The sequence below is a fragment of the Pseudomonas soli genome (assembly GCF_021283165.2).
Taxonomy (GTDB): Bacteria; Pseudomonadota; Gammaproteobacteria; order Pseudomonadales; family Pseudomonadaceae; genus Aquipseudomonas; species Aquipseudomonas soli.
The window spans coordinates 1,834,287-1,856,399 of the sequence record NZ_CP128543.1 but is presented as its reverse complement, the minus strand read 5'-3'; the positions used below and the strand labels follow the sequence as shown (position 1 = coordinate 1,856,399).

Sequence of the window (22,113 nt, the reverse complement as noted above, 5' to 3'; positions counted from 1 at the left end):
AGTAAAGACGCAATCGCGGGGCAAGCCCCGCGATTGTAACCACCTTCATTTACGCAACGGGTCCTCCCAGAAATGCCGGTCGGCCTCCTGCTGGATATCCGCCCGCGACAACCCCAGGTCGTGCAGCGTGGCATCGCTCAGACGCGCCAGCTCGTCACGCTGGCGGTGCAGTTCGAACCAGCGCAGCACCAGCCCGCTGGCGTCGTGCCACAGATGGCCCAGGGATGCGGCCGGTTGGTGAGCTACGTTGAAATGACCTTTCATCATGACGCCCTCCTTGTGGATGGCTCCAGTCTCGTCCCAGGCCTAAGATCAATCCAACGAATGTTTCTGATGCCATGCATCTCGGAGATTGATGCCATGTCCCAGTATCAGAGTCTCGACGCCGAGGTGCTGCGCACCTTCGTCGCCATTGCCGAGCAAGGCGGCTTCACCCGCGCCGGCGAAGTGGTCAACCGCACCCAGTCGGCGGTGAGCATGCAGATGAAGCGCCTGGAAGAAGACATCCTGCAGCGCCAGCTGTTCGAGCGCGATGGCCGCCAGGTGCGCCTGACCGCCGAGGGCCAGGTGCTGCTGGGCTATGCCCGACGCATCCTCAAGCTGCATGGCGAGGTATTCAACACGCTGCGCATGCCGCACATGGTCGGGGTGGTGCGCATCGGCACCCCGGACGACTACGCCATGCGCTACCTGCCGGGCATCCTCACCCGCTTCGCCCAGGCCTACCCGCTGATCCATGTCGAGGTGCATTGCGATTCGTCAAAGCAGCTGATGCTGCGCCAGGACCTGGACCTGACCATCGTCACCCGCGAGCCCGGCAACGAAGTCGGCCAGTTGCTGCGCCAGGAGCGCCTGGTGTGGGCCGCGGCCAAGGGCTTCTGCCCGCAGGAGCAGCGGCCCATGCCACTGGCGTTGTTCAACACCGACTGCTTTTGCCGCGCCTGGACCTGCAATGCCCTGGAGCGCCACGGCATCGAGTACCGTATTGCCTACACCAGCCCGAGCCTGGCGGCGATCTTCGCCATCGTGCAGGCGGGGCTGGCGGTGACCGCGCAGTTGCACAGCCTGGTTGGCGGCGAACTGCGCATCCTCGGCGAGGACGATGGCCTGCCGCAGTTGCACATGGCCAATGTGATGCTGCTGCGCAATGACCAGCAGCATTCGCCAATTACCGACTGCATGGCCGAGTACATCGTCGAAGGGTTCAAGTAAGCCGAGGACGCTTCGCGCCCTTTTCGCCGGCAAGCCGGCTCCTACAGAGGGCGATGGGCTCTGCAGCCCCTTGCGCTCAGAGCTCGAGCCCGAGCATCACCGCGCACACCACCAGAAACACACAGAACATCGAGCGCAGGACCTTTTCCGGCAACGCGTGGGCCAGCTTCACCCCCCAGCTGATGCTCAGCAACCCGCCCACCGCCAACGGCACCCCGATGCTCCAGTCCACGCTCTGGTGCAGACCATAGGTCAGCAGGGTCACCGCAGTGCTCGGCGCCGCCAATGCCAGCGACAACCCCTGGGCCACCACCTGGGTGGTGCCGAACACAGAAGTCAATATCGGCGTGGCCACCACCGCGCCGCCCACGCCGAACAGCCCGCCCATGGTCCCGGCAAAGCTGCCCAGCACGCCCAGCCATGGCCAGGGAAAGCGCAGCTGGTTGCTCGGCGGCTTCACCGGCAGGAACATGCGCGCCACGTTCCACAACGCCAGGGCCACCAGGAAACCAACGAAATACAGGCGCATCGACTGGGCATCGATGCCCACTGCCCAGATCGACCCCAGCCAGGCGAACAACAAGCTGCACAACGACAGCGGCACGGCATGGCGTAACTCGATGCGGTTGCGCTGGTGATAGCGCCACAGCGCAAGCAGCACGTTGGGCACCACCATCACCAGGGCGGTGCCCTGGGCCAGTTGCTGGTCAAGGCCGAACAGCACCCCCAGCGCCGGGATCGCGATCAGCCCGCCACCAATCCCGAACAAGCCACCCAAGGTGCCCAGGGCTGCGCCCAAAACGATGTACATCAACCACTCGATCATTCGCGCCTCATCCGCCTGCTCTCAGAGAATGCCGGCATGCTACCCAGTCCCGGCTGGCGGGGAAACGCACAGCAACGCACAATGGCTTTGCGCAATCCGCACAAGCAGAGCCGTCATGAGCCCCGATATCCTCACCGAACAACTGAGTCTTTTTCTCGATGTGCTGGAGACCGGCAGTTTTTCCGCCGCCGCCCGTCGCCATCCGCTTACGCCTTCGGCGGTGGCCAGGCGCATCGACAGCCTGGAAAACGCGGTAGGCAGCCGCCTGTTCTCGCGCAGCACCCACGCGGTGCGCGCCACACCCGCTGGCAATGCGTTTGCCGAACGGGCCCGGCGCATCATCGAGGAACTGCGCCTGGCCCGGGCCGAGGCGGTATCCCTGAGCAACGCCCCCGATGGGCTGATCCGCATCGACGCCCCGGCCGCGTTCGGCCGTCGCCACCTTGCTCCGGCCATCGCCGACTTCCTGGTGGCCTACCCCGGGCTCGACGTGCAGCTGCGCCTGATCGACAGTTTCGTCGACCTGCACGGCAGCCACCTGGGCGAAGTCGACCTGGTGCTGCGCGCAGGCCCCCTGGCCGACACCCGCCTGGTGGCCACGCCACTGGCGTACATGGTGCGGATCGCCTGCGCCAGCCCGGCGTACCTGGCCAATCGCGGCGTACCAGCCTGCCCGAGCGAGTTGCCTGGGCATGACGGCCTCGACTGGGACGGCCTGGCACCACCGTTCGCCTGGCGCTTCGAGGTCGGTGGCCAGACCCGCCTGTACCGCCCGACGCGCATGCGCATGGCCGCCAACAATGCCGAGACGCTGCTGTTCGGTGCCTTGGCCGGGCTGGGCATCGCCCACCTGCCGACCTGGCTGGTCAGCGACTACCTGCTGCGCGGCGAACTGCTCCCCCTGTTCTGCGACAACGGCCTGCCGCCCCCCGAAACCAGCGGGATTTATGCACTGCGCCTTGAACATGAAACGAACTCTCGCAGCCGCTTGCTGCTCGAATTCCTCAAGAGCCGTTTCAGCCCGGTGCCGCCCTGGGACCTGGCGCTGAGAAGCGAGCTGCGCTGGCAATGAGCGCACCAAGCTTTGGCGTGCTAGATTTTATTACTCACCGATTCCAAGGACCTGCATGAACGCCGACACCCAAGCCCCCTGCGACGCGCTGCTGCTGGACAACCAGGTCTGCTTCGCCCTGCACTCGACCTCGTTGTTGATGACCAAGGTCTACAAGCCCCTGCTGCAGGCCCTGGGCCTGACCTACCCGCAGTACCTGGCCATGCTCGTGCTGTGGGAGCAGGACGGCCTGACCGTGGGCGAGATCAGCCAGCGCCTGCTCACCGACCCCGGCTCCCTGACCCCGCTGCTCAAGCGCCTGGAAAGCGAAGGCCTGCTCAAGCGCAGCCGCAGCCGTGAGGACGAACGGGTGGTACTGGTGCAGCTGACCGACAAGGGCCGCGCCCTGCAGGCCGAAGCCCAGCGCGTGCCGCAATGCATCCTGCAGGCCAGCGGCCACAGCGCCGAGCAGCTGCGCAAACTGCAGGCCGACCTGCTCGTCCTGCGCGCGCAGCTGCAAGAAAACCTCTGACGTCTAAGCTGTGAGATGGCTGTTCGGATGAATGGTCGAATATTTAACTTGCGCACTAAATAATTGCGCGCTAAGTTAATCCCATACCCACTCAGCGCCGACGGCGCACAGCACCCAAGCGAGGCTCAAGATGCAAAAGGTCACTCCGCTGTACATCGCAGAAGCCACTTCCACCGGTGGTCGTGATGGCAAATCCCGCTCCAGCGACGGCAAGCTGGAAGTCAAGCTGAGCACCCCGAAAGAGCTGGGCGGTGCCGGGGGTGATGGCACCAACCCCGAGCAGATGTTCGCCGCAGGTTACTCGGCCTGTTTCATCGGCGCGCTGAAGTTCGTCGCCGGCCAGGAGAAAAAAGCCCTGCCAGCTGACGCCTCGATCACCGCCAAGGTCGGCATCGGCCAGATCCCCGGTGGTTTCGGCCTGGACATCGACCTGCACATCAACCTGCCTGGCCTGGCCCAGGCCGACGCAGAAGGGCTGGTGGAGAAGGCGCACAAGGTCTGCCCGTACTCCAACGCCACCCGCGGCAATGTGGATGTGCGCCTGCATGTGACGGTGTGAATGCCTTCGCGGGGCGACCCGACTTGCCCCGCGATAAAGGCGACACGGTTTCACGAGCACAAAAAAACCCGGCCAAGGCCGGGTTTTTCGTGCTCATCGCAAGAAGGATTACTTCTTGGAACGGCCCTTGAAGCTGTTGTCGCGAGTGTCGATGTCGATCCACTCGTCGATCTGGATGAAGTCGGCAACCTGGATCTCGGTACCGTTCTTCAGCTTGGCAGGCTTCATGACCTTGCCCGAGGTGTCGCCACGTGCGGCGTTCTCGGTGTAGGTAACCTGGCGGCTGATGGTGGTCGGCAGTTCTACCGATACCAGGCGGCCTTCGAAGAAGACGGCTTCGCAGATGTCTTCCATGCCTTCTTCGATGTACGGCAGAACGGCGTCGATGTCTTCGGCGTTCAGCTCGTACATGGTGTAGTCGGTGGTGTCCATGAAGGTGTACGAGTCACCGCTGATGAACGACAGGGTCGCTTCTTTGCGATCCAGGATCACGTCGTCCAGCTTGTCGTCCGCACCGTATACGGTTTCGGTCTTGTAGCCGGTCAGCAGGTTCTTCAGCTTGGTCTTCATGATCGCGCTGTTACGGCCCGACTTGGTGAACTCAGCTTTCTGAACCAGCCACGGGTCGTTGTCGATCCGCAGTACGGTACCGGGTTTCAGTTCTTTACCAGTTTTCATTACGAAGTATCCGAATCTGGATGGATTTATAAAAATCGAGGCCGCGTATCATAGCGAATTTCGGTAAAACTGTACCAGCCTCGTGGCAAGGTCCGGCCGAGCGGCCTGCGTGGCCTGCCACTGGCGGGCATGTTCGCGCACTTCCTGCCAGTGCGGCTGCAGCGCCTGCCAGGCCTGCCCCATCGGGCGGTCCATGTTCCAGGCCCGCCACAATTCGCCCAACGCCTGCCCGGCGGCGGCCGACAGCCCATGGCAATAAAGGGCTAGGAATGCTTCGAGCTTTTCCCAGTGGGCGTTCTCTTCCTGGATGTAGATGTGCCACAGCATCGGCACGCCGGCCCATTGCGCCCGCACGAACGAATCCTCGCCGCGCACGGCGTTGAAATCGCAGCTCCACAGCAACCGGTCGTAGTCGTCCTGGCTGACGAAAGGCAGCACCTGGACCGTCAAGGCGCCGCGCCGATGCAGCGCCCCCACGGCCAGGTCCGCCTCGCCCAGCCAGTGGCCGAGGTCGCCCAGGATGCGCCCTTGCGGTACCAGCAGGTGGCTGGGGTGCGCGCCTTCGGCCAGTACGTCGAGCCAGTTGCCCAACTGTGGATTCTCGTAGGCGAACAGCGAGATCAGCCGCGCCCCGGCCTCGGGGTGGACGCCCAGCCCTGCCAGGAACCTCGCCCGCTCATTCGGCGCCTGGCGGAACGCCTGGCAACGGGGCAGCAAGGCAGCTTCGCGCAACAGGCCACCGGTCTTCTCGGTGAAACCCGGGAAGAAAAAGAACTTGCGCAACCCATTGGCCTGGGGCGACGGCAAGCCATGGCAGCCATCCACCCAGTCTTCGGCACTGAGGTAGTCCAAGTTCAGCCACAAGGGCGGCTTGGCCTGCTCGCCCATGGCCTCGACATAGGCCTGCGGCAGCTGGCAGGCGAAGGCGCCCACCACCACCTGCGCCGGCTCCGCGCCTTGCCACGTGGCCGGCCAGTGGCGTACCTCGACCCCCTGCCGCCACTGCTGCTCGGCTTGGCTGTCGGCCTCTGGGCACAGGGGCACGAAGGCTTGCAGGTCATCCACCCACAGGCGCACGGCCAGGTCATGCTCGCTCGCCAGCTGGCGCGCCAGGCGCCAGGTGACGCCGATGTCGCCATAGTTGTCGACGACCGTGCAGAAGATGTCCCAGGTGATTTTCATCGCCACGTTCCGTTACCTGCGGAAAAAAGACCGCGGATTTTGCTGAAAAATGCCGGCCAACAAAAGCGCGGCGCTGAAAATACCTGCCGCGGCATGCGAGAATGGCGCCCTCGCCCCGCCTGCCAGGAGGCCACCATGCCCCGCCCCCGCGAATTGAAGATCACCCTGAAACCGGTGCAACTGGTGCTGTGCGTCGCCCTCGGCCTGTGGCTCGGCGCATTGGCGATCGCCGTGAGCCTGTGGCTGGCCCTGCACTTGTGGCCACAGCAGGTGCAACCGCTGGTCGAGGCCACCGCCCCCGCGCAGGTCCTGCCTGCGCCAACCGCTCCTCCAGCGCCACCGGCCGATGCCCAGGCGCAGATGTTCGAACATTACAAGGACATCCTGCACAAGCAGGAATTGCAGCATGCCGCCGAGGCCGCCCAGGGCAACCCGCGCAACCTCAACAGCCCCAAGTGCCAGTTCTGGCTGCAGCAGAACCGTACCGCGCCGACCGACAAGAGCCAGGCCAACGTATTGGAGTTCTGCTACTGACCATGGACAAGGCCACCCTGCTGCAGCGCATCGTCACCACCCTCGAGCACGACATGGAGGTGCTGCGCCGCGCCGCCCAGACCGCCTACGAGGCCGCCACCGCCGAAGAGAATATCGCCGAGAACAAGTACGACACCTTGGGGCTCGAGGCTTCGTACCTGGCCACCGGACAGGCTCGGCGCACCGCTGAGATCCGCCAGGCGCTGCAGACCTACCAGCAACTGGTACCGCGCGACTATGACCCGGCGCGGGGGATCCAGGTCGGCTGCCTGGTGACCCTGGAGGATGAACAGGGCCTACGCCGCAGGCTGTTCCTCGGCCCCGAGGGCGCCGGCTTGAAGATTGGCGAGGGAGAGGCGCTGGTGACGGTAATCACACCTCGCGCACCGCTAGGCCAGCAACTGCTTGGCAAGCGCGTGGATGACGAAGTACGCCTGGTGCTGGCAGGGGTGGTGCAGGTGCAGTTCATCATCGATATTGTCTGATCGGGCGTTATCGCTGCAAGGCGTCGAAACGCTGTGCCAGCCCCTGCTCGGCAAACTCCTGCACCACGAAATCAATGAAGGCGCGGGTCTTGCCCGGCAACAGCTTGCGCTCGGCGTAGTACAGGCTGATATGCCCATCGTCGACGTACCAATCCGGCAACACCCTGCACAGGCGGCCTGAGGTCAGGTAAGGCAAGGCGAACGGCAGGCTGACCAGGGCGATGCCCAGGCCCTGCTCGGCCACCGCGCAGGCAGCATCCGAATCGCTCATGGTCATGTGTTGCTGCAGCCGCAAGGGTTGTTGCTCCTGCCAGCGGCTGGTCAGCGGCCAGCTGCGCACCCTGCCGGTCTGCGGCGAGCGGATGAGGATGCCGGTGCAAGCCTGTAACTGTTCCGGCCGATCGATCGGCCCGTGCTGCCGCACATAGCCCGGCGAGGCCACCAGCACTCGATGCGCGGGCGTCAGCTTGCGTGCCACCACCCCGGGCGGAAGGTCGAACCCACCGCCGAGAGCAGCATCGAAACCCTGGCCGATCAGGTCGACCTGGCGGTTGTCGAAATGCCAGTCCGGCGAGATCGCCGGGTAACGGCGCAGGAACTCGCCCAACAGCGGCACAACGTACAAGCGCCCGAACACCGTGCCCATGCTCACCCGCAGCAGCCCCGCCGGTTGCCCCTCGGCGCTGGCCAGGTTGGCCATGGCATATTGGATGGTACGCAGGCTGTCGCCGACCTCGCCCAGGAAGCGCTGCCCGGCCTCGGTCAATGTGAGCTTGCGCGTGCTGCGCTGGAACAACCGCACCCCCAGGCGCGCCTCCAGTTGGGCGACGTTCTTGCCCACCGCCGCCGGGGTCAATGACAAACGCCGGGCCGCCTCGGCGAAACTGCCGACCTCGGCACTGCGCACGAAGCATTCCAGGCTACTGAACGATTCCATACTCATGATTAACAACCAAAGGTTTACTCTGTATATCGCGATTACCATCTTATCAGCATGCAATCCACGTTCGATACTGTGTCTATCCAAGGCATCCGGCCTTGCTTGAACGCAGGAGATCAGCATGTCCCAAGCACTTCCTCTCACCGGCAAGGTGGCCCTGGTCCAGGGCGGTTCCCGTGGTATCGGCGCGGCCATCGTCCGCCGCCTGGCCCGCGAAGGCGCCAAGGTCGCCTTCACCTATGTCAGCTCGAGCGCCAGCGCCGAGGCCCTGGCAGGCGAGATCAACAGCGGCGGCGGCCAGGCCCTGGCCCTGCGTGCCGACAGCGCCGACACCCAGGCCGTGCAGCAAGCCGTGGCCGATACCGCGAAGGCCTTCGGCGGCCTGGACATCCTGGTCAACAACGCCGGTGTGCTGGCGGTGGCGCCGGTCGCCGAGTTCGACCTGGCCGACTTCGACCGACTGCTGGCGGTCAATGTGCGCAGCGTGTTCGTGGCCACCCAGGCGGCAGTGAAGTACATGGGCCAGGGCGGACGGGTCATCAACATCGGCAGCACCAACGCCGAGCGCATGCCGTTCGCCGGCGGCGCGCCCTATGCCATGAGCAAGTCGGCGCTGGTCGGCCTGACCAAGGGCCTGGCCCGTGACCTCGGGCCGCAGGGGATCACCATCAACAATGTGCAGCCAGGGCCGGTGGACACCGACATGAATCCGGCCAGTGGCGAGTTCGCCGAGAGCCTGATCCCGCTGATGGCCATCGGGCGCTATGGCCAGGCAGACGAGATCGCCAGCTTCGTCGCCTACCTGGCGGGGCCTGAGGCCGGCTACATCACCGGCGCGAGCCTGCTGGCCGATGGTGGTTTCGCGGCCTGATTTGTAATTGCCTGCGCGGGCCTCATCGCCGGCAAGCCGGCTCCCACAGGTACAGCGCCGCGTTCAAGATCCGCGCCGCACCTGTAGGAGTCGGCGGTCAAGGGTTATCCATCGGCCGCCAGCAGTTTTTCTTCAAGTACGTCCAGAAACGCCCGCGCCGCCGGCGTGGGGCTGGGCGACCACACCGCGTACAGATGCCGCACCGGCGCATCTACCAGGGGCACCATCGCGACCTGCGTGAAACCCCGAGCGATCCGCTCGGGGACCAGGCCCACGGCCATGCTCCGCTGCACGAACTTTTCCACCAGGCGGATATGACCGATCTCGAACTGCACCCGATGCCGCAACCCTGCCGCCTGGAACGCCTCGTCGGTCTGTCGACGCGCCCCGGTGCCCTCGGGAAAGTCCACCAGCACCTCGTCGGCCAGCTCGGCCAGGGCCAGCTGAACCCTTCCCGCCAACCGATGGCCAGGCGGCAGTACCGCCACCAGTTCCTCCCGCGCCAGCAGGCGATGCTGCACGCCGTGCAGCGCCTCGCCCTGCCACAGGCCGATGAAGCCCACGTCAAGACGCCGCTCGCAGACGTCCGTCACCAGCAACTCGCTCTTGGCGGTCAACCAGCGCACGTCCACATCAGGGTAGCGCTCATGAAACACTGCCAGCAGATCGACCAGGTCCAGCGCGGTGAGCGAGCTGATCTCGCCGATCGACAAACGTCCACGCACCTGCCCGCAGGCGGCGGCAACATCCTCGGCCACCCGCCGCGCCGCCGCCACTGCCGGCCGGGCACTGAGCACGAAGGCCTCGCCGGCCGGGGTCAGGCGCACCCGCCGCGAACTGCGCTCGAACAGGCTTACCCCCAACTGTGCCTCCAGCCGTGCCACCTGATGGCTGAGGGCCGATTGCACCACGTGGCAGCGTTCGGCGGCGCGGGTGAAACTGCCGGTGTCAGCCACGGCCAAGGCGTATTCGAGCTGCTTCAGGTTCATGGATCTATCTGTTTTAGAGATGGATAAGTTGATAACTATACATTGGCGTCATGAAGGACACTTCCTGATACTTGTCGCCACACAACCTTGCCTGCAACGAGACTGCCCATGAATTCCCCGACCCTGAGTCGCGCCCTGATCCTGCTGATGGCCACCGCCACCGGCCTGGCCGTGGCCAGCAACTACTACGCCCAGCCCCTGCTGCACAGCATCGCCGAGCAGTTCGGCCTGAGCACCGCCAGCGCCGGCACCATCGTCATCGCCGCCCAGCTCAGCTACGGCGCCGGGCTGCTGTTGCTCGCGCCACTGGGCGATCTGTTCGAGCAGCGGCGGCTGATCGTCACCATGGTGCTGATCGCCACCGCCGGGCTGGTGATCAGCGCCTGCGCGCCAAGCCTGCCGTGGCTGTTGTTCGGCACGGCGCTGACCGGACTGTTCTCGGTGGTGGCCCAGGTGCTGGTACCCATGGCCGCCGCGCTCAGTGCTCCGGATCAACGCGGCCGCGCCGTGGGCACGCTGATGAGCGGCCTGTTGCTGGGCATCCTGCTGGCGCGCACCGCCGCAGGCTTCATGGCCGAGCTGGGCGGCTGGCGCAGCATCTACGTGCTGGCCGCGGTGCTGATGGCCGTCAGTGCCCTCGCCCTGTACCGCAGCCTGCCGCAACACCACAGCCACGCCGGCTTGAAATACCCGGCGCTGATCGGCTCGGTATTCCGCCTGTTCGTCGAGGAACCGGTGCTGCGCCTGCGCTCGCTGCTGGGTTTGCTGGCGTTCAGCCTGTTCGCGCTGTTCTGGACTCCGCTGGCGTTCCTGTTGAGCGAGGCGCCCTACCATTACTCAGACGCGGTGATCGGCCTGTTCGGCATGGCCGGAGCGGTTGGCGCACTGGCGGCGAACTGGGCCGGGCGCTTGGCCGACCGCGGCAAAGGCTCGCTGGGCACCACCGTGGGGCTGGTGGCGCTATTGTTGTCGTGGGTGCCGCTGGGGTTCGCGCAGAGCTCGCTGGTGGCGTTGCTGGTGGGCGTGCTGTTGCTCGACCTGGCGGTGCAACTGGTCCACGTGAGCAACCAGAACGCGGTGATCGTGCTGCGCCCCGAGGCGCGTACGCGGCTCAATGCCGGGTATATCACCTGCTACTTCATCGGCGGAGCGCTGGGGTCGCTGCTGGGCACGCAACTGTTCGAGGTGCATGGCTGGGATGGGATCGTGGTGGCCGGGCTGGTGATCGGTGCCCTGGCGCTGCTGGTGTGGGGGCTGGCTGAGGGCAAGCGGAGAAAGGCAGCGGTGTCAGCCTGAATGCTTTTCAGTCACTCGCCTACCAGCGTGGGAGCGGCGAACCGCCTCTCCCACGCTGGTAGGCGATCAGAGCATCAACCGGATTTGCCCTCAATGAACGCTTCGTCCACCCGCGCCAGCTGGGTCTCGCTCAACACCCCGGCCTGGTAATGCAACTTGATCCACGCCAGCAGGTAGTCGTAGCGCGCCTGGGCCAGGTCGCGGCGGGTGGTGGCCAACTGCTGTTCGGCGTTGAGCACGTCCAGGTTGACCCGCTCGCCGCCTTGCACGCTCTTGCGCGTGGACACCACCAGCGCCTCGGCCGCCACCAGCGCCCGCTGGTAGGCACGCAGCTGGCTGGCGCCGGACTGGCAGGCGTTGTACTGCTTGCGCAGTTCGATCAAGGCGCTGCGCGTGTTGCCGTCGAGCTCATACTCGGCCTGCTCCAGGTGCCGGCTGGCCTGGCGGGTCGAAGCCAGCACCCCGCCCCCGGCGAAGATCGGCACGCTGACTTCGATGCCCACGGTATTGGTGTCGTAGCGCTGGTTGTAGGTGTTGCCGCTGTCCGACTCCTGGCGCCGCGAAGTAGCGAACGCGGTGACCTTGGGCAGGTGCCCGGCACGATTGCGCTCGACCTCGTAGCGCGCCACTTCCAGGGCCTGGCGCGATGAAGCCAGTTGCGGGTTGTTGGCCAGGGCCCGCTCCTGCCAGGCCTCGTAGCCGCTGGGGTCGACCACCGGCAGGGCGAAGCCCAGGCGCAGCGGCGCCAGGTCCTCGACCCGCACCGCCGGCTCGCCGATCAGCGCGCCCAGTTCGCGCAGCGCGGCATCCTGTTCGTTGCGCGCCTTGATCTCCTCGGCATCGGCCAGCTCGTAGCGGGCCTGAGCCTCGAGAATATCGGTGCGCGTGCCCTCGCCGGCGTCGAACAGACGCTGGTTCTGCTGGAACTGCTGGCGGTAGGCCTGCTTGCTGGCGACGCTGATGGCGATCTGGTCCTGGGCGAACAGCGCCTGGGTGTAGCTGGTCATCACCCGCACCAGCAGTTGCTGGCTCTGGTCACGGAAGCTCTCATCGGCGAACAGCGCCTGGGCCACGCCCTTGCGATAGCTCGAATAGGCTTCATAGTCGAACAGCGGCTGCTGGAGGATGAAGGTCGAGCCCATGCTGTTGTAGGTGCGGTCCTCCTTTTGCCGGCGCGAATCGCCGAGGTAGCGCACCTCGGAATCGTTGCGGCCCTTGTTGTAGCTGTACGACAGGCTGGGCAGCAGGCCGGCGCGGCCGATGGCGCGGTATTCCTGGCCGGCTTCGCGGGCCTTGAATGCCGCGAGGTAGGTCGGGTCGCGGCGCAGGGCCTGCTCGTATACCTGGAACGGCCCCATGGCGGCCTGGGCGGCGGTCGGCAGCCAGGCGCAGGCCAGCAGCAGCCCGATCAGTGGGAACTTCTTCACTGGCAGTCCTTATTGTTCGGTCAAGGCGGTGCCTGCACGGTCGAGCAGGGGTTTGAACAGGTAGTTGAGCAGCGAGCGCTCGCCGGTGCGCACGAACAGCTCGGCGGGCATGCCCGGGCGTATGGCCAGCCCCTGCAGACGCGCCAGCGCTTCTTCGCTGACCGTGCTGCGCAGCACGTAGTACGGCTGGCCGCTGCGCTCGTCGATCAGTTGGTCGGCCGACACCAGCGCCACTTCCCCGGTAACCCGTGGCGTGCGGTTCTGGTTGAAGGCGGTAAACAGGATGTCCACCGGCAACTGCGGTGCCACCTTGTCCACCAGGTTCACCGGCAGGCGCCCTTCCACTTCCAGCGCGGTGCCCTGGGGCACGATCTCCAGCAGGGTATCGCCGGCCCGCACCACGGCGCCTTCGGTGTGCACGCCAAGGTTCACCGCGATGCCGTCGGCCGGTGCGATGATCTCGCTGTGCTGTAGCTCGAAGTGCGCGGAGTTGAGCTGCTGCTCCAGAGTCGCGGCCTTGACCTGGGCTTCGGCCAGCTGGCTGCGCACCTCTTTCTGATATTCCTCGCGGCGCTGCTGCAAGTTGAGCCGGGCTTCGACGATCACCTGCTCCAGGCGCGCGCTTTCGCCGGCGTTCTGCGCCAGGTCGCGCTGCACCTGTGACAGTTGGCGCTGGTATTCCAGCACGCGGTTACGCGGGATATAGCCCTCGCCGGCCAGCGGGCGCAGGCTGTCGAGCTGCTCGCGCAACGAGTCGGCCTGGGCCTGCAGGTCGCCGCGCGCCCGGCGCATGCCGGTCAGCTGGGCCTGGGAGCCGTCGATGCTGGCGGCCAGGGCGCCCTGCTCGCGGGCCTGGGCCTGGCGGCGGCTGTCGAACAGCTGGCGCTGGCCTTCGAGGATCAGCGCCAGGCGGGCGTCGGCGTCTTCGAGCAGCTCCGCGGGAAACTGCACCTGGCCTAGGTTGTCACGCTCGCTCTGCCAGCGTGCCAGGGCGGCGCGGGTCATGCGGTACTGGGCCTGCAGCGCATCGACGTCGGCCTGCACCTGGGTGCGGTCGAGGCGGAACAGCGGCTCGCCCTGGCGCACCAGCTGGCCTTCGCTGACCAGGATGCGGCTGACCACGCCCGCGCCCATGGACTGCACCGCCTTGCGCTTGCCCGACACCACCACGGTGCCTTGCACCGGCACGCCCTGGTCGAGCGGGGCGAAGCTGGCCCAGGCCATGAAGCCGCCGAAACCGACCAGGGTCAGCCACCACCCCAGACGAACATGGAAACGTGCATCACGGGTTTGCTGGCTCATGCGCCACCTCCGGCTTGCAGGGGTCGTTGCGCCGGGGCCTGGCCCATGGCGTGGAGGATGTCGCGGGCCGGGCCGAAGCCCTGCATGCGCCCTTCGTTCATCACCAGCAGCTTGTCGGCCTGGGCCAGCGCCGCGCTGCGGTGGGTCACCAGCACCACGGTGCGACCCTGAGCCTTGAGCTGGACGATGGCGTTGGCCAGGGCGGCTTCGCCGTGGCTGTCGAGGTTGGAGTTGGGTTCGTCGAGCACGATCAGCCGGGCATCGCCGTACAGGGCGCGGGCCAGGGCGATGCGCTGCTTCTGACCGCCGGAGAGATCCACCCCCTCCTCGCCCAGGCGCGTGTCATAGCCCTGGGGCAGGCGCAGGATCAGGTCATGCACGCCCGCCAGGCGCGCCGCCTCGACCACCTTGATGCCGTCCAGTTCGCCAAAGCGGGCGATGTTCTCGGCGATGCTGCCGCGCAGCAATTCGATGTTCTGCGGCAGATAGCCAATGTGCGGGCCCAACGCGTCGCGGTCCCATTGGCTGAGCTCGGCGCCATCAAGGCGCACATGGCCGCCGAGGGTCGGCCAGACGCCGACCAGCACCTTGGCCAGGGTCGACTTGCCCGAACCCGAAGCCCCCAGCACGCCGAGCAGTTCACCCGGCGCCAGGGCGAAGTGCACCTGCTGCAGGGTGGCCAGGTTGCGCCCGGGCGGGCCAGCGCTGACCTGCTCCACCGCCAGTTGCCCGGTAGGCACCGGCAGGGGCATCGGCGTCGGCGTCTCGGGGTGTTCGCGCAGCAGCCCGTCCAGGCGCTGGTAGGCCAGCTGCGCGCCGCTCCACTGTTTCCACACCGCAATCAACTGGTCGATCGGCGCCAGCACCCGGCCCATGAGGATGGAGCCGGCGATCATCATGCCCGGGGTCATCTGCCCTTCGATCACCAGCAGCGCGCCCAACCCCAGCACCAGCGATTGCAGGCACAGGCGCAGGCCCTTGCTGGTGGCGGTGATCACCGCCGAGGTGTCGCTGGCCTTGTTCTGCAGGTCGAGGAAACGTCCATGCAGGCTGAACCAGCGCTGGCGCAGCGCGCCAAGCATACCCATGGCCTGGATGCTCTCGGCGCTCTGCAACTGGCTGCCGGCCAGTTGCGTCGACTGCTGCTGGAAGCCACTGGCCTCGGCCAGGGTGGCATGGGTAAGGCGCTCGTTGAGGATCGCCAGGGCGATCAGCAGCAGCGCGCCGACCGTGGCCATGACGCCCAGCCAGACGTTGAAGGCGAAGATCACCGCCAGGTAGATGGGGAACCAGGGGGCATCGAAGAAGGCGAACAGCGCGGGGCCAGTGATGAACTGGCGCAGCTGGGTCAGGTCGCCCAGGGCCTGGCCGGCGGCGCCGTCGCGCTGGCGCAGATTGCGTTCGAAGGCGGCGCGATAGACCTTCAGGTTGAACGTCTTTTCCAACTGGTTGCCGACCCGAATGACAATGAAACTGCGTACGGCCTCGAGCCCGCCGATATAAACGAAGAAGCCGACAACCATCAATGTCAGCACCCACAAAGTTGTCGTGCTCTGTGAACTCAGTACACGGTCGTACACTTGAAGCATATATATCGACGGCACCAGCATGAGCAAGTTGATCAATGCCGTGAAACAGCCAACGCTGATCAACGTCGACTTATGTTCGCCGAGTGCCGCCCACAAAGGCGCCCCGGGCTTTTTGCTCGGTAGTTTCATGTTTCGCCCTTGCTTGCCTGAAACTTTTAAGTTTCAGGCCGGGTTTATTTGTCCAGGTGCTGGAGCACCAGTTGGGTACCGTCCGGCCGGGTCCAGGCGTAACGCTTGGCCCCCTCGCGGCTGAAGTGCACCACGCTGCTGCCGTCGCCGCCCACCAGGGCCAAGGTGTCAGGAGTCACCAGCCAGCTGCCGGGGCGCAGGCCCAGCAGGTCCCTGGCGCAATCCAGGTCGCCTTCGATTTCGCCTTCGTTGGCGCCCAGGTGCAGGTTGCAGGCTTGCACCTGCTGCTGTTCGGGGTAAAGCGTCCAATCACCGGCCATTTGCGCGGCGTTGGGGAGTAACAGGCTGCTCGCCATACCTACCTCGGTCATCGACATCAGGGTAATCGCGGCCAGCGCGATCGTTCGCAAGCTTGCTTTCATTCGTCTGCCTCGCCGACAAAAGGGCGACGCGCGAGCGCCGCCCCCTGTTACATCAGACCACGATGTCGGTGACAGCGGCCTGGCCAACGGTGGTCACCAGGAAATCAGCCGACGCGTTTCCGGTGAAGTCGATGGACAGGCTGCCCAGGTTGGTGGCCTGGTCGTAGGTCAGCAGCGCCTCGCCGGCATGGCCGGTGAAGGCATTGACGAACTGCAGCGGCAGCTTGTTCACGGCGAACGCGGAGATGGCCGACAGGTCGATCTTGTCCACGCCCGAGGTGAAGTCCATGATGCGGTCCGGCGCCGCCTTGGTGGAGTCGCTGACAGCCGCGAACACGAAGGTGTCCGAGCCGCTGCCGCCCCACAGCTGGTCGGCGCCGCCGCCGCCGTAGATGATGTCGTTGCCGGCACCACCCTTGAGCACGTTGGCCAGCGCATTGCCGATCAGCAGGTCGTTGCCCGAGCCGCCGATGGCGTTCTCGATGGTCACGCCCTTGGCGATGGACACGTTGCCAACCATGCCGCCGACATCGGAGAACGACGCTTCGTTGAGGTTGATCTTCTGGTTCTGGGTGAAGCCCGAGAAGTCGAAGGTGTCGTTGCCGCCACCGTCCCACACCGAGAACACCAGTTTCGACGAGGCCGAGGTGGCCGAGTAGAAGTCGCGATCAGCGGTGGAGTTGAAGCCGTAGGTGGTGTCGCCGGCACGGGTGGCGTAGTTGGCGCCGTAGAGCTTCTGGATCGCCAGGATGTCGTCCATCAGCGGGGCCGAGGCGTAGTACTGCCCGCCGCCCTTGATGAAGTTCTGCCCGTTGTTGCTTTCGCTCCAGTAGCTCATGACGCTGTAGCCACGAGTGTCCTGGGCGTAGTCGGCGTCACGGTAGGTCGGGTTGCCTTCGCCGGCGTTGTAGTCGCCGGGGTGGGACAGGCCGAGCACGTGGCCGATCTCGTGGGTCAGGGTCTGGCGACCATAGTTGCCGGTGCCCGGGGTGATGTTGACCTGATAGCCGCTGTTGATCAGGTACCAGGACTCGCCCTTGTGCGAACCCGGGCCGTCGAACGGCAGGTAGGCGAACGCCGCGCCGCCGTTGCTGGCGCTGAAGTTGCCGAAGGTCATGTGGCCGTCACCGCCCGAGCCTGCCTCGGTGAAGGTGACCTTGGCCACGTCCGCCCAGGACTGCATGGAGAGCTTGGCCTGTTGTTTCTGCAGGTCGCTGAACTGGCTGAACGAGCCCAGTCCGCGGCTGTAGAAGTCAGACGGTGCCTTGGTCAGGAAGGTATAAGTAAGGCTGATCGTGCCGTCCTTGTTCAGGTCCTTCCAGGCTGCGCCATCACGCAGGAGGTGGTCGGCGGCCTGGTCGACCGTGAAGGACTTTTTGCCATTGATGTTCGCGCCGCCGCGATCGTACTGGTGGGCAAAGCTATCGATCAGGCCAAAGGACGAACTAGGTCCCTTCGGCTGCAGTGCGGAAACGGCCGAAACAATAGCGTTTTCTTTGACTTTCGACATGCAGGTTACTTCCTTGTTTACAAAAAAGCAGTTGATGTCAGACAGGATTTCCCACCTGGCGAGAACTTCCTGTCACTCGCCTTTATGAGGCGCAAAAAAACTGACACACAATGAAACTTGATGTCCAGCGTTTTTTGACGCCATTTTTTCGTTTTCGAAAACTCAACTGTGTCGTCCTAATTTGCGCAAACTGCGATGGATCAATGTCGGCAGCGACAAGCATTAGTTCCAATCATGTCTCCAGGACTTTATAGACAACGATTCGAAGTTTACTTTCGAAAATGCGACGAGTGCCTGTTGTTTGCCCTCAACGCTTCGTTTAGGCGCTTTACTACGCGACAACCTGCCGCACGACCCTCCGTCGCCTCGGCGTTGACTTGCCAGCGTGTGGAGCGCTCAGTAGGCGTTGGTCGAAGACCCCTTCCTGACAGGACGACACAATGACAAGGCTCACGGTGCAATCCGGCGATTTCTTGCAAGGTGAAGGCGAGTATCGCAATGGAGCGCTCACACTCAAGACCCCGCGCAGCCCTTCGCCCGGCGAGCGCATTTCGCTGGCGCGGATTACGGATCTGAAACTGGCCAACCTCGAATCGACCCGCAGCTTGGGCACCGCCCTGGGCTGGGGAGTGGCCGGCGCCCTGGTGGCCGGCCCGGTCGGCCTGCTCGCCGGCCTGCTGCTGGGCGGCAAGGAAGAGGAAGTCACCTTCCTTGCCACCTTCAAGGATGGCCGCAAGCTGCTGGCCATCACCGACGGCAAGACCTGGTCGAAGATCGACGACAACTGGCGCCGTTACCAGCGCCCGGCGGCGGCCTGAATCGCGCCCCGCTTCGTTCGTATTGACTGTACTGGCGTCATCGCCGGCAAGCCGGCTCCCGCAGGAAACGCGCATGCCTAAGCCTTGTGCGGTATCGGTGGGAGCACAGGCGCGCCGGATCCCACGTCTGCATCCCTGAAAGCCTCGGCAGCCTGCTACCATGGCGCCCTTTTGCCTGCCCGACAGCTGCCGAGCGATAACGGCGCGTCTGCTTTTCAAGGAGCCTTGCATGACCCCGCTTCGCCCCCGCCTGCCCTTGGGCCTGCTCGGCCTGGGCCTTGCCCTGCACAGTGGCCATGGCCTTGCCGACGACAGTGTGGCCCTGGCCCCCGTGCGCATTTCGGATGTTCAGGACAGCGGCTACCAGGCACGCGAAGCCCAGGTCGGCGGCCTGCACAGCGCGTCGCTGCTCGACACCCCGGCAGCGGTCAGCGTGTTCAGCCGCCAGCTGCTGGACGACCGCCAGGTGCGCAAGCTAAGCGAGGTGCTGCAGAGCGATGCCTCGGTGGGCGAAAGCTATGCGCCGATCGGCTATTACGAGAACTTCAACGTGCGCGGCTTCGAGCTCAACGCCGCCAGCAGCTACCGGGTCAACGGCCAGACCATCGCCGGCGAGCAGAACGTGGCGCTGGAGAACAAGCAGCAGGTGGAGCTGCTCAAGGGACTGTCCGGGTTGCAGAGCGGCGTGTCAGAGCCCGGCGGGCTGGTCAACTACGTGACCAAGCGCCCGGAGGATGTGCGCAGCATGAGCGTGTCGAGCAACGAACAGGGCGAGCGCTACCTGGCCACCGACCTGGGCGGCTGGTTCGGCGCCGAGCGCCAGCTGGGCCTGCGGGCCAACCTCGCCCACGAGGACATTCGCTCCTATGTCGATCATGCCGACGGCAAGCGCGACTTCGCCTCCGTGGCGCTTGACTGGCAGATCAACCCGAATGCCGTCCTGGAGCTGGATGCCGAGTACCAGCACCGCGAGCAGTATTCGGTACCCGGCTATCAACTGCTTGGCGGCAACCAGCTGCCCCATGGCGTCGACCCCAAGGATCACCTGGCCTGGCAGTCCTGGGCCAAGCCCGTGCAGAACGACTCGCTGAACCTGGGCGGGCGCTTCAAATACCAGTTCAACGACAACTGGAACGGTACCCTCAGCGCCTCGCGCAGCAAGGTAGTAATTGATGACTACAGCGCATTCGCCTGGGGTTCGAGCGAAGGGTCCTACTTCGGCAGCAATGGCGACTACGACATCTACGATTTCCGCAGCCCTGACGATACCCGCCGCATCGACGAAGCCCAGGCCATGCTCGACGGGCGCTTCGATGCCTTGGGCGTGAGCCATGAGCTGACCGTCGGCACCAGTGCGCAACGCCGCACGCTCGACCAGCGACCGGGCTACAACGAGTGGCGAGGCACGGGCAACATCCATACCGGTGCGCCAGCGGTGGAGCCGTCGGACAAGCCCATTGGCAGTAGTGAACGCCGCCTGGACAGCCGCCAGTACGGCCTGTTCTTCAGCGACCGCATCACCTTCAACGACAATTGGCAGACCGTGATCGGTGCCCGGGAAGTGCGCCTGGATGAAAAGACCTGGGACCAGAATGGCGTCGCCGGGCGCCACACCCGACAGTACCAACTGCTGCCCAACGCAGCTTTGATCTACAAGCCGCAGCCGGACACCACCTTGTACGCCAGCTATGCGAAAGGCTTGTCCTCGGGTGGCACCGCCCCCTGGTATGCCAGCAACGCGTTCGAAATCCTCGCCCCGACCCTGTCGCGCCAGCTCGAAGTCGGCATCAAGCGTGACTGGCAGGGCATGAGTTTCAGCGCGGCCCTGTTCCAGATCCGCCAGGCGTACCAGTATGCCCGCCCCGACGGAACTCCGGCGCCGACCTACGTGCAGTCGGGCCAGCAGAAAAACACCGGCCTGGAACTCGGCGCCAGCGGCTGGGCAACCTCCAACCTGCAGATCCAGGCCAGCGCCGCAGTGATCCGCGCCCGGGTGCAAAACAGCGACACCGCCGCCTACGAAGGCCACCAGGCAATCAACGTGCCGCGCCTGCGCGCCGCGCTGCAGGCCGACTACGCCCTGCCCGTCCCCGGCCTGGCCCTGCTCGGCGGTGCACGCTACAGCGCCAGCAAGTACGCAAGCTCAGCAGGCAATGTCGAAGTCGGCGGCTACACCGTATTCGACATCGGCAGCCGCTATCGCACGAACATCGGCGGCTACGACACCGTGCTGCGCCTGACCGTGGACAACGTCTTGGACAAGCGCTACTGGCGCGACGTGGGCGACTACCTGGGCGACAACTACCTGTTCCAGGGCGCGCCGCGCACGGCACGACTGTCGGCCTCAGTAAGTTTCTAAAGGGGCTGCTTCGCAGCCCATCGCCGGCAAGCCGGCTCCCACAGGAGATCGCATTACCTTGTGGGAGCCGGCTTGCCGGCGATGCGATCGCACAGGTAAAAACAAACCGACAAACAAAAAGCCCCCGAACCTTTCGATTCGGGGGCTTCTCGTAGAATGTGGCGGTGAAGAAGGGATTTGAACCCTTGATACGATTTCTCGTATACACACTTTCCAGGCGTGCTCCTTCGACCACTCGGACACTTCACCGTTTTCTCTTCAAGCTATTCAGCCTGTCGAGGCGCGCTAATTTAGTAGAAGAGCTTTTACTTGGCAAGCATTTTTTTCAGAATTTTCATGTGCTTAAGGCAATTGGCCGAAAACTCCGGCCGATCAGGGCAATGCTGCCAATGTGCCCAGCGCTTTTTCCTGCCCGCCAAGCGCTGCCCAGAGGGCGCAAGGCACAGCGGCGCGACACTGACTGATCAGTCAGTCTTGGCACTTTACCTGGCCGGCGCCGCTGGGTAACGTCGTCGCCACGCCATCCAAAGGACTCTGCCATGAGCGAGCTGATTACCTACCACGCCGAAGACGGCATCGCCACCCTGACCCTGAACAACGGTAAGGTTAACGCCATCTCCCCGGATGTCATCAAGGCCTTCAACGCCGCGCTCGATCGCGCCGTCGAGGAACGCGCGGTGGTGATCATCACCGGCCAGCCGGGCATCCTCTCCGGCGGCTACGACCTCAAAGTGATGACCGCCGGCCCCAAGGAGGCCGTTGGCCTGGTAACCGCCGGCTCCACCCTGGCCCGGCGCCTGCTGTCGCACCCCTTCCCGGTGATCGTCGCCTGCCCCGGCAATGCCGTGGCCAAGGGCGCCTTCCTGCTGCTGTCGGGCGACTACCGCATCGGTGTCGAAGGCCCTTACAAGATCTGCCTGAACGAAGTGCAGATCGGCATGACCATGCACCACGCCGGTATCGAGCTGGCCCGTGATCGCCTGGGCCGTGCGGCATTCCAGCGCTCGGTGAACAATGCCGAGGTGTTCGACCCGCAGGGTGCCCGGGAAGCCGGCTTCCTCGACAAGGTGGTGCCCGCCGAGCAGCTGCACGAGACCGCCCTGGCCGCCGCGCGCGAAATGAAGAAGCTGAACATGCTGGCGCACAAGAACACCAAGCTGAAGGTGCGCAAGGCCCTGCTGGAGGCGCTGGACGAGGCGATCCTGGCGGACCAGAACCACCTGGGCTGAGTCCGTCCAGGGATTTTCCTCACAGGACTTCGTGGGAGCGGGATTGCCCGGCGATGCGATCACCCAGGGTGAGGCCATCGCCGGGAAAGCCCGCTCCCGCATGATCTCCAGCGCTCAGCAACGTTTGCCCCCACCAGTGCACACCCGTACACTGCGCCGCGACTGTCCGGTGT

22 protein-coding genes and 1 tRNA gene are annotated in these 22,113 nt (G+C 65.1%); 11 read left to right on the top strand and 12 right to left on the bottom strand.

The window, feature by feature from the left end; genetic code table 11:
* Positions 1–45 precede the first annotated feature (45 nt).
* Complete coding sequence (locus LU688_RS08685) at positions 46–264, bottom strand: DUF1127 domain-containing protein (RefSeq protein WP_031316004.1); 219 nt, start codon at positions 262–264, stop codon at positions 46–48.
* A 96-nt stretch (positions 265–360) separates the two neighbouring features.
* Between LU688_RS08685 and LU688_RS08680 the strand changes: the two genes are divergently transcribed.
* Complete coding sequence (locus LU688_RS08680; RefSeq protein WP_031316005.1) at positions 361–1,212, top strand: LysR substrate-binding domain-containing protein; 852 nt, start codon at positions 361–363, stop codon at positions 1,210–1,212.
* A gap of 76 nt (positions 1,213–1,288) precedes the next feature.
* Here the strand turns inward: LU688_RS08680 and LU688_RS08675 are convergent, their stop codons facing one another.
* On the bottom strand, positions 1,289–2,038 hold the full coding sequence (locus tag LU688_RS08675) for a sulfite exporter TauE/SafE family protein (protein WP_094010666.1): 750 nt from the start codon (positions 2,036–2,038) through the stop codon (positions 1,289–1,291).
* 115 nt (positions 2,039–2,153) lie between these two features.
* On the opposite strand from LU688_RS08675, the gene LU688_RS08670 reads away from it, so the two are divergent.
* From LU688_RS08670 to LU688_RS08660, 3 genes are all read left to right on the top strand, one after another.
* Complete coding sequence (locus LU688_RS08670) at positions 2,154–3,110, top strand: LysR family transcriptional regulator (protein ID WP_094010667.1); 957 nt, start codon at positions 2,154–2,156, stop codon at positions 3,108–3,110.
* Positions 3,111–3,165: 55 nt separating this feature from the next.
* Positions 3,166–3,621, top strand: coding sequence for a MarR family winged helix-turn-helix transcriptional regulator (locus LU688_RS08665; RefSeq protein WP_023632624.1), 456 nt, complete (start codon positions 3,166–3,168; stop codon positions 3,619–3,621).
* A gap of 130 nt (positions 3,622–3,751) precedes the next feature.
* Positions 3,752–4,180, top strand: a complete 429-nt coding sequence (locus LU688_RS08660; RefSeq protein ID WP_023632623.1) for an organic hydroperoxide resistance protein — start codon at positions 3,752–3,754, stop codon at positions 4,178–4,180.
* 108 nt (positions 4,181–4,288) lie between these two features.
* On the opposite strand, the gene efp is transcribed toward LU688_RS08660, so the two are convergent.
* Both efp and earP read right to left on the bottom strand, forming a co-directional pair.
* The gene (efp, locus tag LU688_RS08655; RefSeq protein ID WP_011532839.1) at positions 4,289–4,858 is read right to left on the bottom strand and encodes an elongation factor P; all 570 of its coding nucleotides are present in this window, start codon (positions 4,856–4,858) and stop codon (positions 4,289–4,291) included.
* Positions 4,859–4,906: 48 nt separating this feature from the next.
* Entirely contained in the window at positions 4,907–6,040 is a 1,134-nt protein-coding gene (gene earP, locus LU688_RS08650) for an elongation factor P maturation arginine rhamnosyltransferase EarP (RefSeq protein ID WP_104444265.1), read from the bottom strand.
* 135 nt (positions 6,041–6,175) lie between these two features.
* Here earP and LU688_RS08645 point away from each other — a divergent pair, with 135 nt between their 5' ends.
* Both LU688_RS08645 and LU688_RS08640 read left to right on the top strand, forming a co-directional pair.
* Complete coding sequence (locus LU688_RS08645) at positions 6,176–6,574, top strand: hypothetical protein (RefSeq protein WP_094010669.1); 399 nt, start codon at positions 6,176–6,178, stop codon at positions 6,572–6,574.
* 2 nt (positions 6,575–6,576) lie between these two features.
* Positions 6,577–7,059 (top strand): GreA/GreB family elongation factor, encoded by a 483-nt coding sequence (locus LU688_RS08640; RefSeq protein WP_094010670.1) that lies wholly within the window; start codon positions 6,577–6,579, stop codon positions 7,057–7,059.
* A 7-nt stretch (positions 7,060–7,066) separates the two neighbouring features.
* Here LU688_RS08640 and LU688_RS08635 read toward each other — a convergent pair whose 3' ends face one another.
* Complete coding sequence (locus tag LU688_RS08635) at positions 7,067–8,002, bottom strand: LysR family transcriptional regulator (RefSeq protein WP_232888245.1); 936 nt, start codon at positions 8,000–8,002, stop codon at positions 7,067–7,069.
* A 118-nt stretch (positions 8,003–8,120) separates the two neighbouring features.
* Here LU688_RS08635 and LU688_RS08630 point away from each other — a divergent pair, with 118 nt between their 5' ends.
* Positions 8,121–8,870 (top strand): 3-oxoacyl-ACP reductase family protein, encoded by a 750-nt coding sequence (locus LU688_RS08630; RefSeq protein ID WP_094010672.1) that lies wholly within the window; start codon positions 8,121–8,123, stop codon positions 8,868–8,870.
* A 104-nt stretch (positions 8,871–8,974) separates the two neighbouring features.
* Here the strand turns inward: LU688_RS08630 and LU688_RS08625 are convergent, their stop codons facing one another.
* On the bottom strand, positions 8,975–9,859 hold the full coding sequence (locus tag LU688_RS08625; RefSeq protein WP_038705656.1) for a LysR family transcriptional regulator: 885 nt from the start codon (positions 9,857–9,859) through the stop codon (positions 8,975–8,977).
* 108 nt (positions 9,860–9,967) lie between these two features.
* On the opposite strand from LU688_RS08625, the gene LU688_RS08620 reads away from it, so the two are divergent.
* On the top strand, positions 9,968–11,155 hold the full coding sequence (locus LU688_RS08620) for an MFS transporter (protein WP_094010673.1): 1,188 nt from the start codon (positions 9,968–9,970) through the stop codon (positions 11,153–11,155).
* Positions 11,156–11,229: 74 nt separating this feature from the next.
* On the opposite strand, the gene LU688_RS08615 is transcribed toward LU688_RS08620, so the two are convergent.
* From LU688_RS08615 to LU688_RS08595, 5 genes are all read right to left on the bottom strand, one after another.
* Positions 11,230–12,582, bottom strand: a complete 1,353-nt coding sequence (locus tag LU688_RS08615) for a TolC family outer membrane protein (RefSeq protein ID WP_038705654.1) — start codon at positions 12,580–12,582, stop codon at positions 11,230–11,232.
* A gap of 9 nt (positions 12,583–12,591) precedes the next feature.
* Positions 12,592–13,884, bottom strand: a complete 1,293-nt coding sequence (locus LU688_RS08610; protein ID WP_094010674.1) for an HlyD family type I secretion periplasmic adaptor subunit — start codon at positions 13,882–13,884, stop codon at positions 12,592–12,594.
* Positions 13,881–15,602 (bottom strand): type I secretion system permease/ATPase, encoded by a 1,722-nt coding sequence (locus LU688_RS08605; protein ID WP_038705652.1) that lies wholly within the window; start codon positions 15,600–15,602, stop codon positions 13,881–13,883. Before LU688_RS08605 ends, LU688_RS08610 begins: the two co-directional genes overlap by 4 nt.
* A gap of 44 nt (positions 15,603–15,646) precedes the next feature.
* Entirely contained in the window at positions 15,647–16,012 is a 366-nt protein-coding gene (locus LU688_RS08600) for an AprI/Inh family metalloprotease inhibitor (protein ID WP_232888244.1), read from the bottom strand.
* A 64-nt stretch (positions 16,013–16,076) separates the two neighbouring features.
* A complete protein-coding gene (locus LU688_RS08595) occupies positions 16,077–17,534 on the bottom strand; it encodes a serralysin family metalloprotease (protein ID WP_023630981.1) in 1,458 nt (485 codons plus the stop codon).
* 440 nt (positions 17,535–17,974) lie between these two features.
* Here LU688_RS08595 and LU688_RS08590 point away from each other — a divergent pair, with 440 nt between their 5' ends.
* Together LU688_RS08590 and LU688_RS08585 are read left to right on the top strand one after the other, a co-directional pair.
* Entirely contained in the window at positions 17,975–18,352 is a 378-nt protein-coding gene (locus LU688_RS08590) for a hypothetical protein (RefSeq protein WP_038705650.1), read from the top strand.
* 229 nt (positions 18,353–18,581) lie between these two features.
* Complete coding sequence (locus LU688_RS08585) at positions 18,582–20,711, top strand: TonB-dependent siderophore receptor (RefSeq protein ID WP_094010676.1); 2,130 nt, start codon at positions 18,582–18,584, stop codon at positions 20,709–20,711.
* A gap of 159 nt (positions 20,712–20,870) precedes the next feature.
* Here the strand turns inward: LU688_RS08585 and LU688_RS08580 are convergent.
* Positions 20,871–20,960, bottom strand: a tRNA-Ser gene (locus tag LU688_RS08580).
* A gap of 290 nt (positions 20,961–21,250) precedes the next feature.
* Here LU688_RS08580 and LU688_RS08575 point away from each other — a divergent pair.
* On the top strand, positions 21,251–21,940 hold the full coding sequence (locus LU688_RS08575; protein WP_038705649.1) for a crotonase/enoyl-CoA hydratase family protein: 690 nt from the start codon (positions 21,251–21,253) through the stop codon (positions 21,938–21,940).
* Positions 21,941–22,113: the final 173 nt, after the last annotated feature.

Excerpts from the sequence above, each read along its gene's own strand:
- LU688_RS08620 (WP_094010673.1), top strand. The coding sequence starts at position 9,968 with ATGAATTCCCCGACCCTGAGTCGCGCCCTGATCCTGCTGATGGCCACC.
- LU688_RS08685 (WP_031316004.1), bottom strand. The coding sequence starts at position 264 with ATGAAAGGTCATTTCAACGTAGCTCACCAACCGGCCGCATCCCTGGGC.
- LU688_RS08675 (WP_094010666.1), bottom strand. The coding sequence starts at position 2,038 with ATGATCGAGTGGTTGATGTACATCGTTTTGGGCGCAGCCCTGGGCACC.
- LU688_RS08630 (WP_094010672.1), top strand. The coding sequence starts at position 8,121 with ATGTCCCAAGCACTTCCTCTCACCGGCAAGGTGGCCCTGGTCCAGGGC.
- LU688_RS08660 (WP_023632623.1), top strand. The coding sequence starts at position 3,752 with ATGCAAAAGGTCACTCCGCTGTACATCGCAGAAGCCACTTCCACCGGT.
- LU688_RS08575 (WP_038705649.1), top strand. The coding sequence starts at position 21,251 with ATGAGCGAGCTGATTACCTACCACGCCGAAGACGGCATCGCCACCCTG.
- LU688_RS08595 (WP_023630981.1), bottom strand. The coding sequence starts at position 17,534 with ATGTCGAAAGTCAAAGAAAACGCTATTGTTTCGGCCGTTTCCGCACTG.
- LU688_RS08605 (WP_038705652.1), bottom strand. The coding sequence starts at position 15,602 with ATGAAACTACCGAGCAAAAAGCCCGGGGCGCCTTTGTGGGCGGCACTC.
- earP (WP_104444265.1), bottom strand. The coding sequence starts at position 6,040 with ATGAAAATCACCTGGGACATCTTCTGCACGGTCGTCGACAACTATGGC.
- LU688_RS08665 (WP_023632624.1), top strand. The coding sequence starts at position 3,166 with ATGAACGCCGACACCCAAGCCCCCTGCGACGCGCTGCTGCTGGACAAC.
- LU688_RS08635 (WP_232888245.1), bottom strand. The coding sequence starts at position 8,002 with ATGAGTATGGAATCGTTCAGTAGCCTGGAATGCTTCGTGCGCAGTGCC.
- efp (WP_011532839.1), bottom strand. The coding sequence starts at position 4,858 with ATGAAAACTGGTAAAGAACTGAAACCCGGTACCGTACTGCGGATCGAC.
- LU688_RS08610 (WP_094010674.1), bottom strand. The coding sequence starts at position 13,884 with ATGAGCCAGCAAACCCGTGATGCACGTTTCCATGTTCGTCTGGGGTGG.
- LU688_RS08585 (WP_094010676.1), top strand. The coding sequence starts at position 18,582 with ATGACCCCGCTTCGCCCCCGCCTGCCCTTGGGCCTGCTCGGCCTGGGC.
- LU688_RS08625 (WP_038705656.1), bottom strand. The coding sequence starts at position 9,859 with ATGAACCTGAAGCAGCTCGAATACGCCTTGGCCGTGGCTGACACCGGC.
- LU688_RS08670 (WP_094010667.1), top strand. The coding sequence starts at position 2,154 with ATGAGCCCCGATATCCTCACCGAACAACTGAGTCTTTTTCTCGATGTG.
- LU688_RS08680 (WP_031316005.1), top strand. The coding sequence starts at position 361 with ATGTCCCAGTATCAGAGTCTCGACGCCGAGGTGCTGCGCACCTTCGTC.
- LU688_RS08590 (WP_038705650.1), top strand. The coding sequence starts at position 17,975 with ATGACAAGGCTCACGGTGCAATCCGGCGATTTCTTGCAAGGTGAAGGC.
- LU688_RS08640 (WP_094010670.1), top strand. The coding sequence starts at position 6,577 with ATGGACAAGGCCACCCTGCTGCAGCGCATCGTCACCACCCTCGAGCAC.
- LU688_RS08645 (WP_094010669.1), top strand. The coding sequence starts at position 6,176 with ATGCCCCGCCCCCGCGAATTGAAGATCACCCTGAAACCGGTGCAACTG.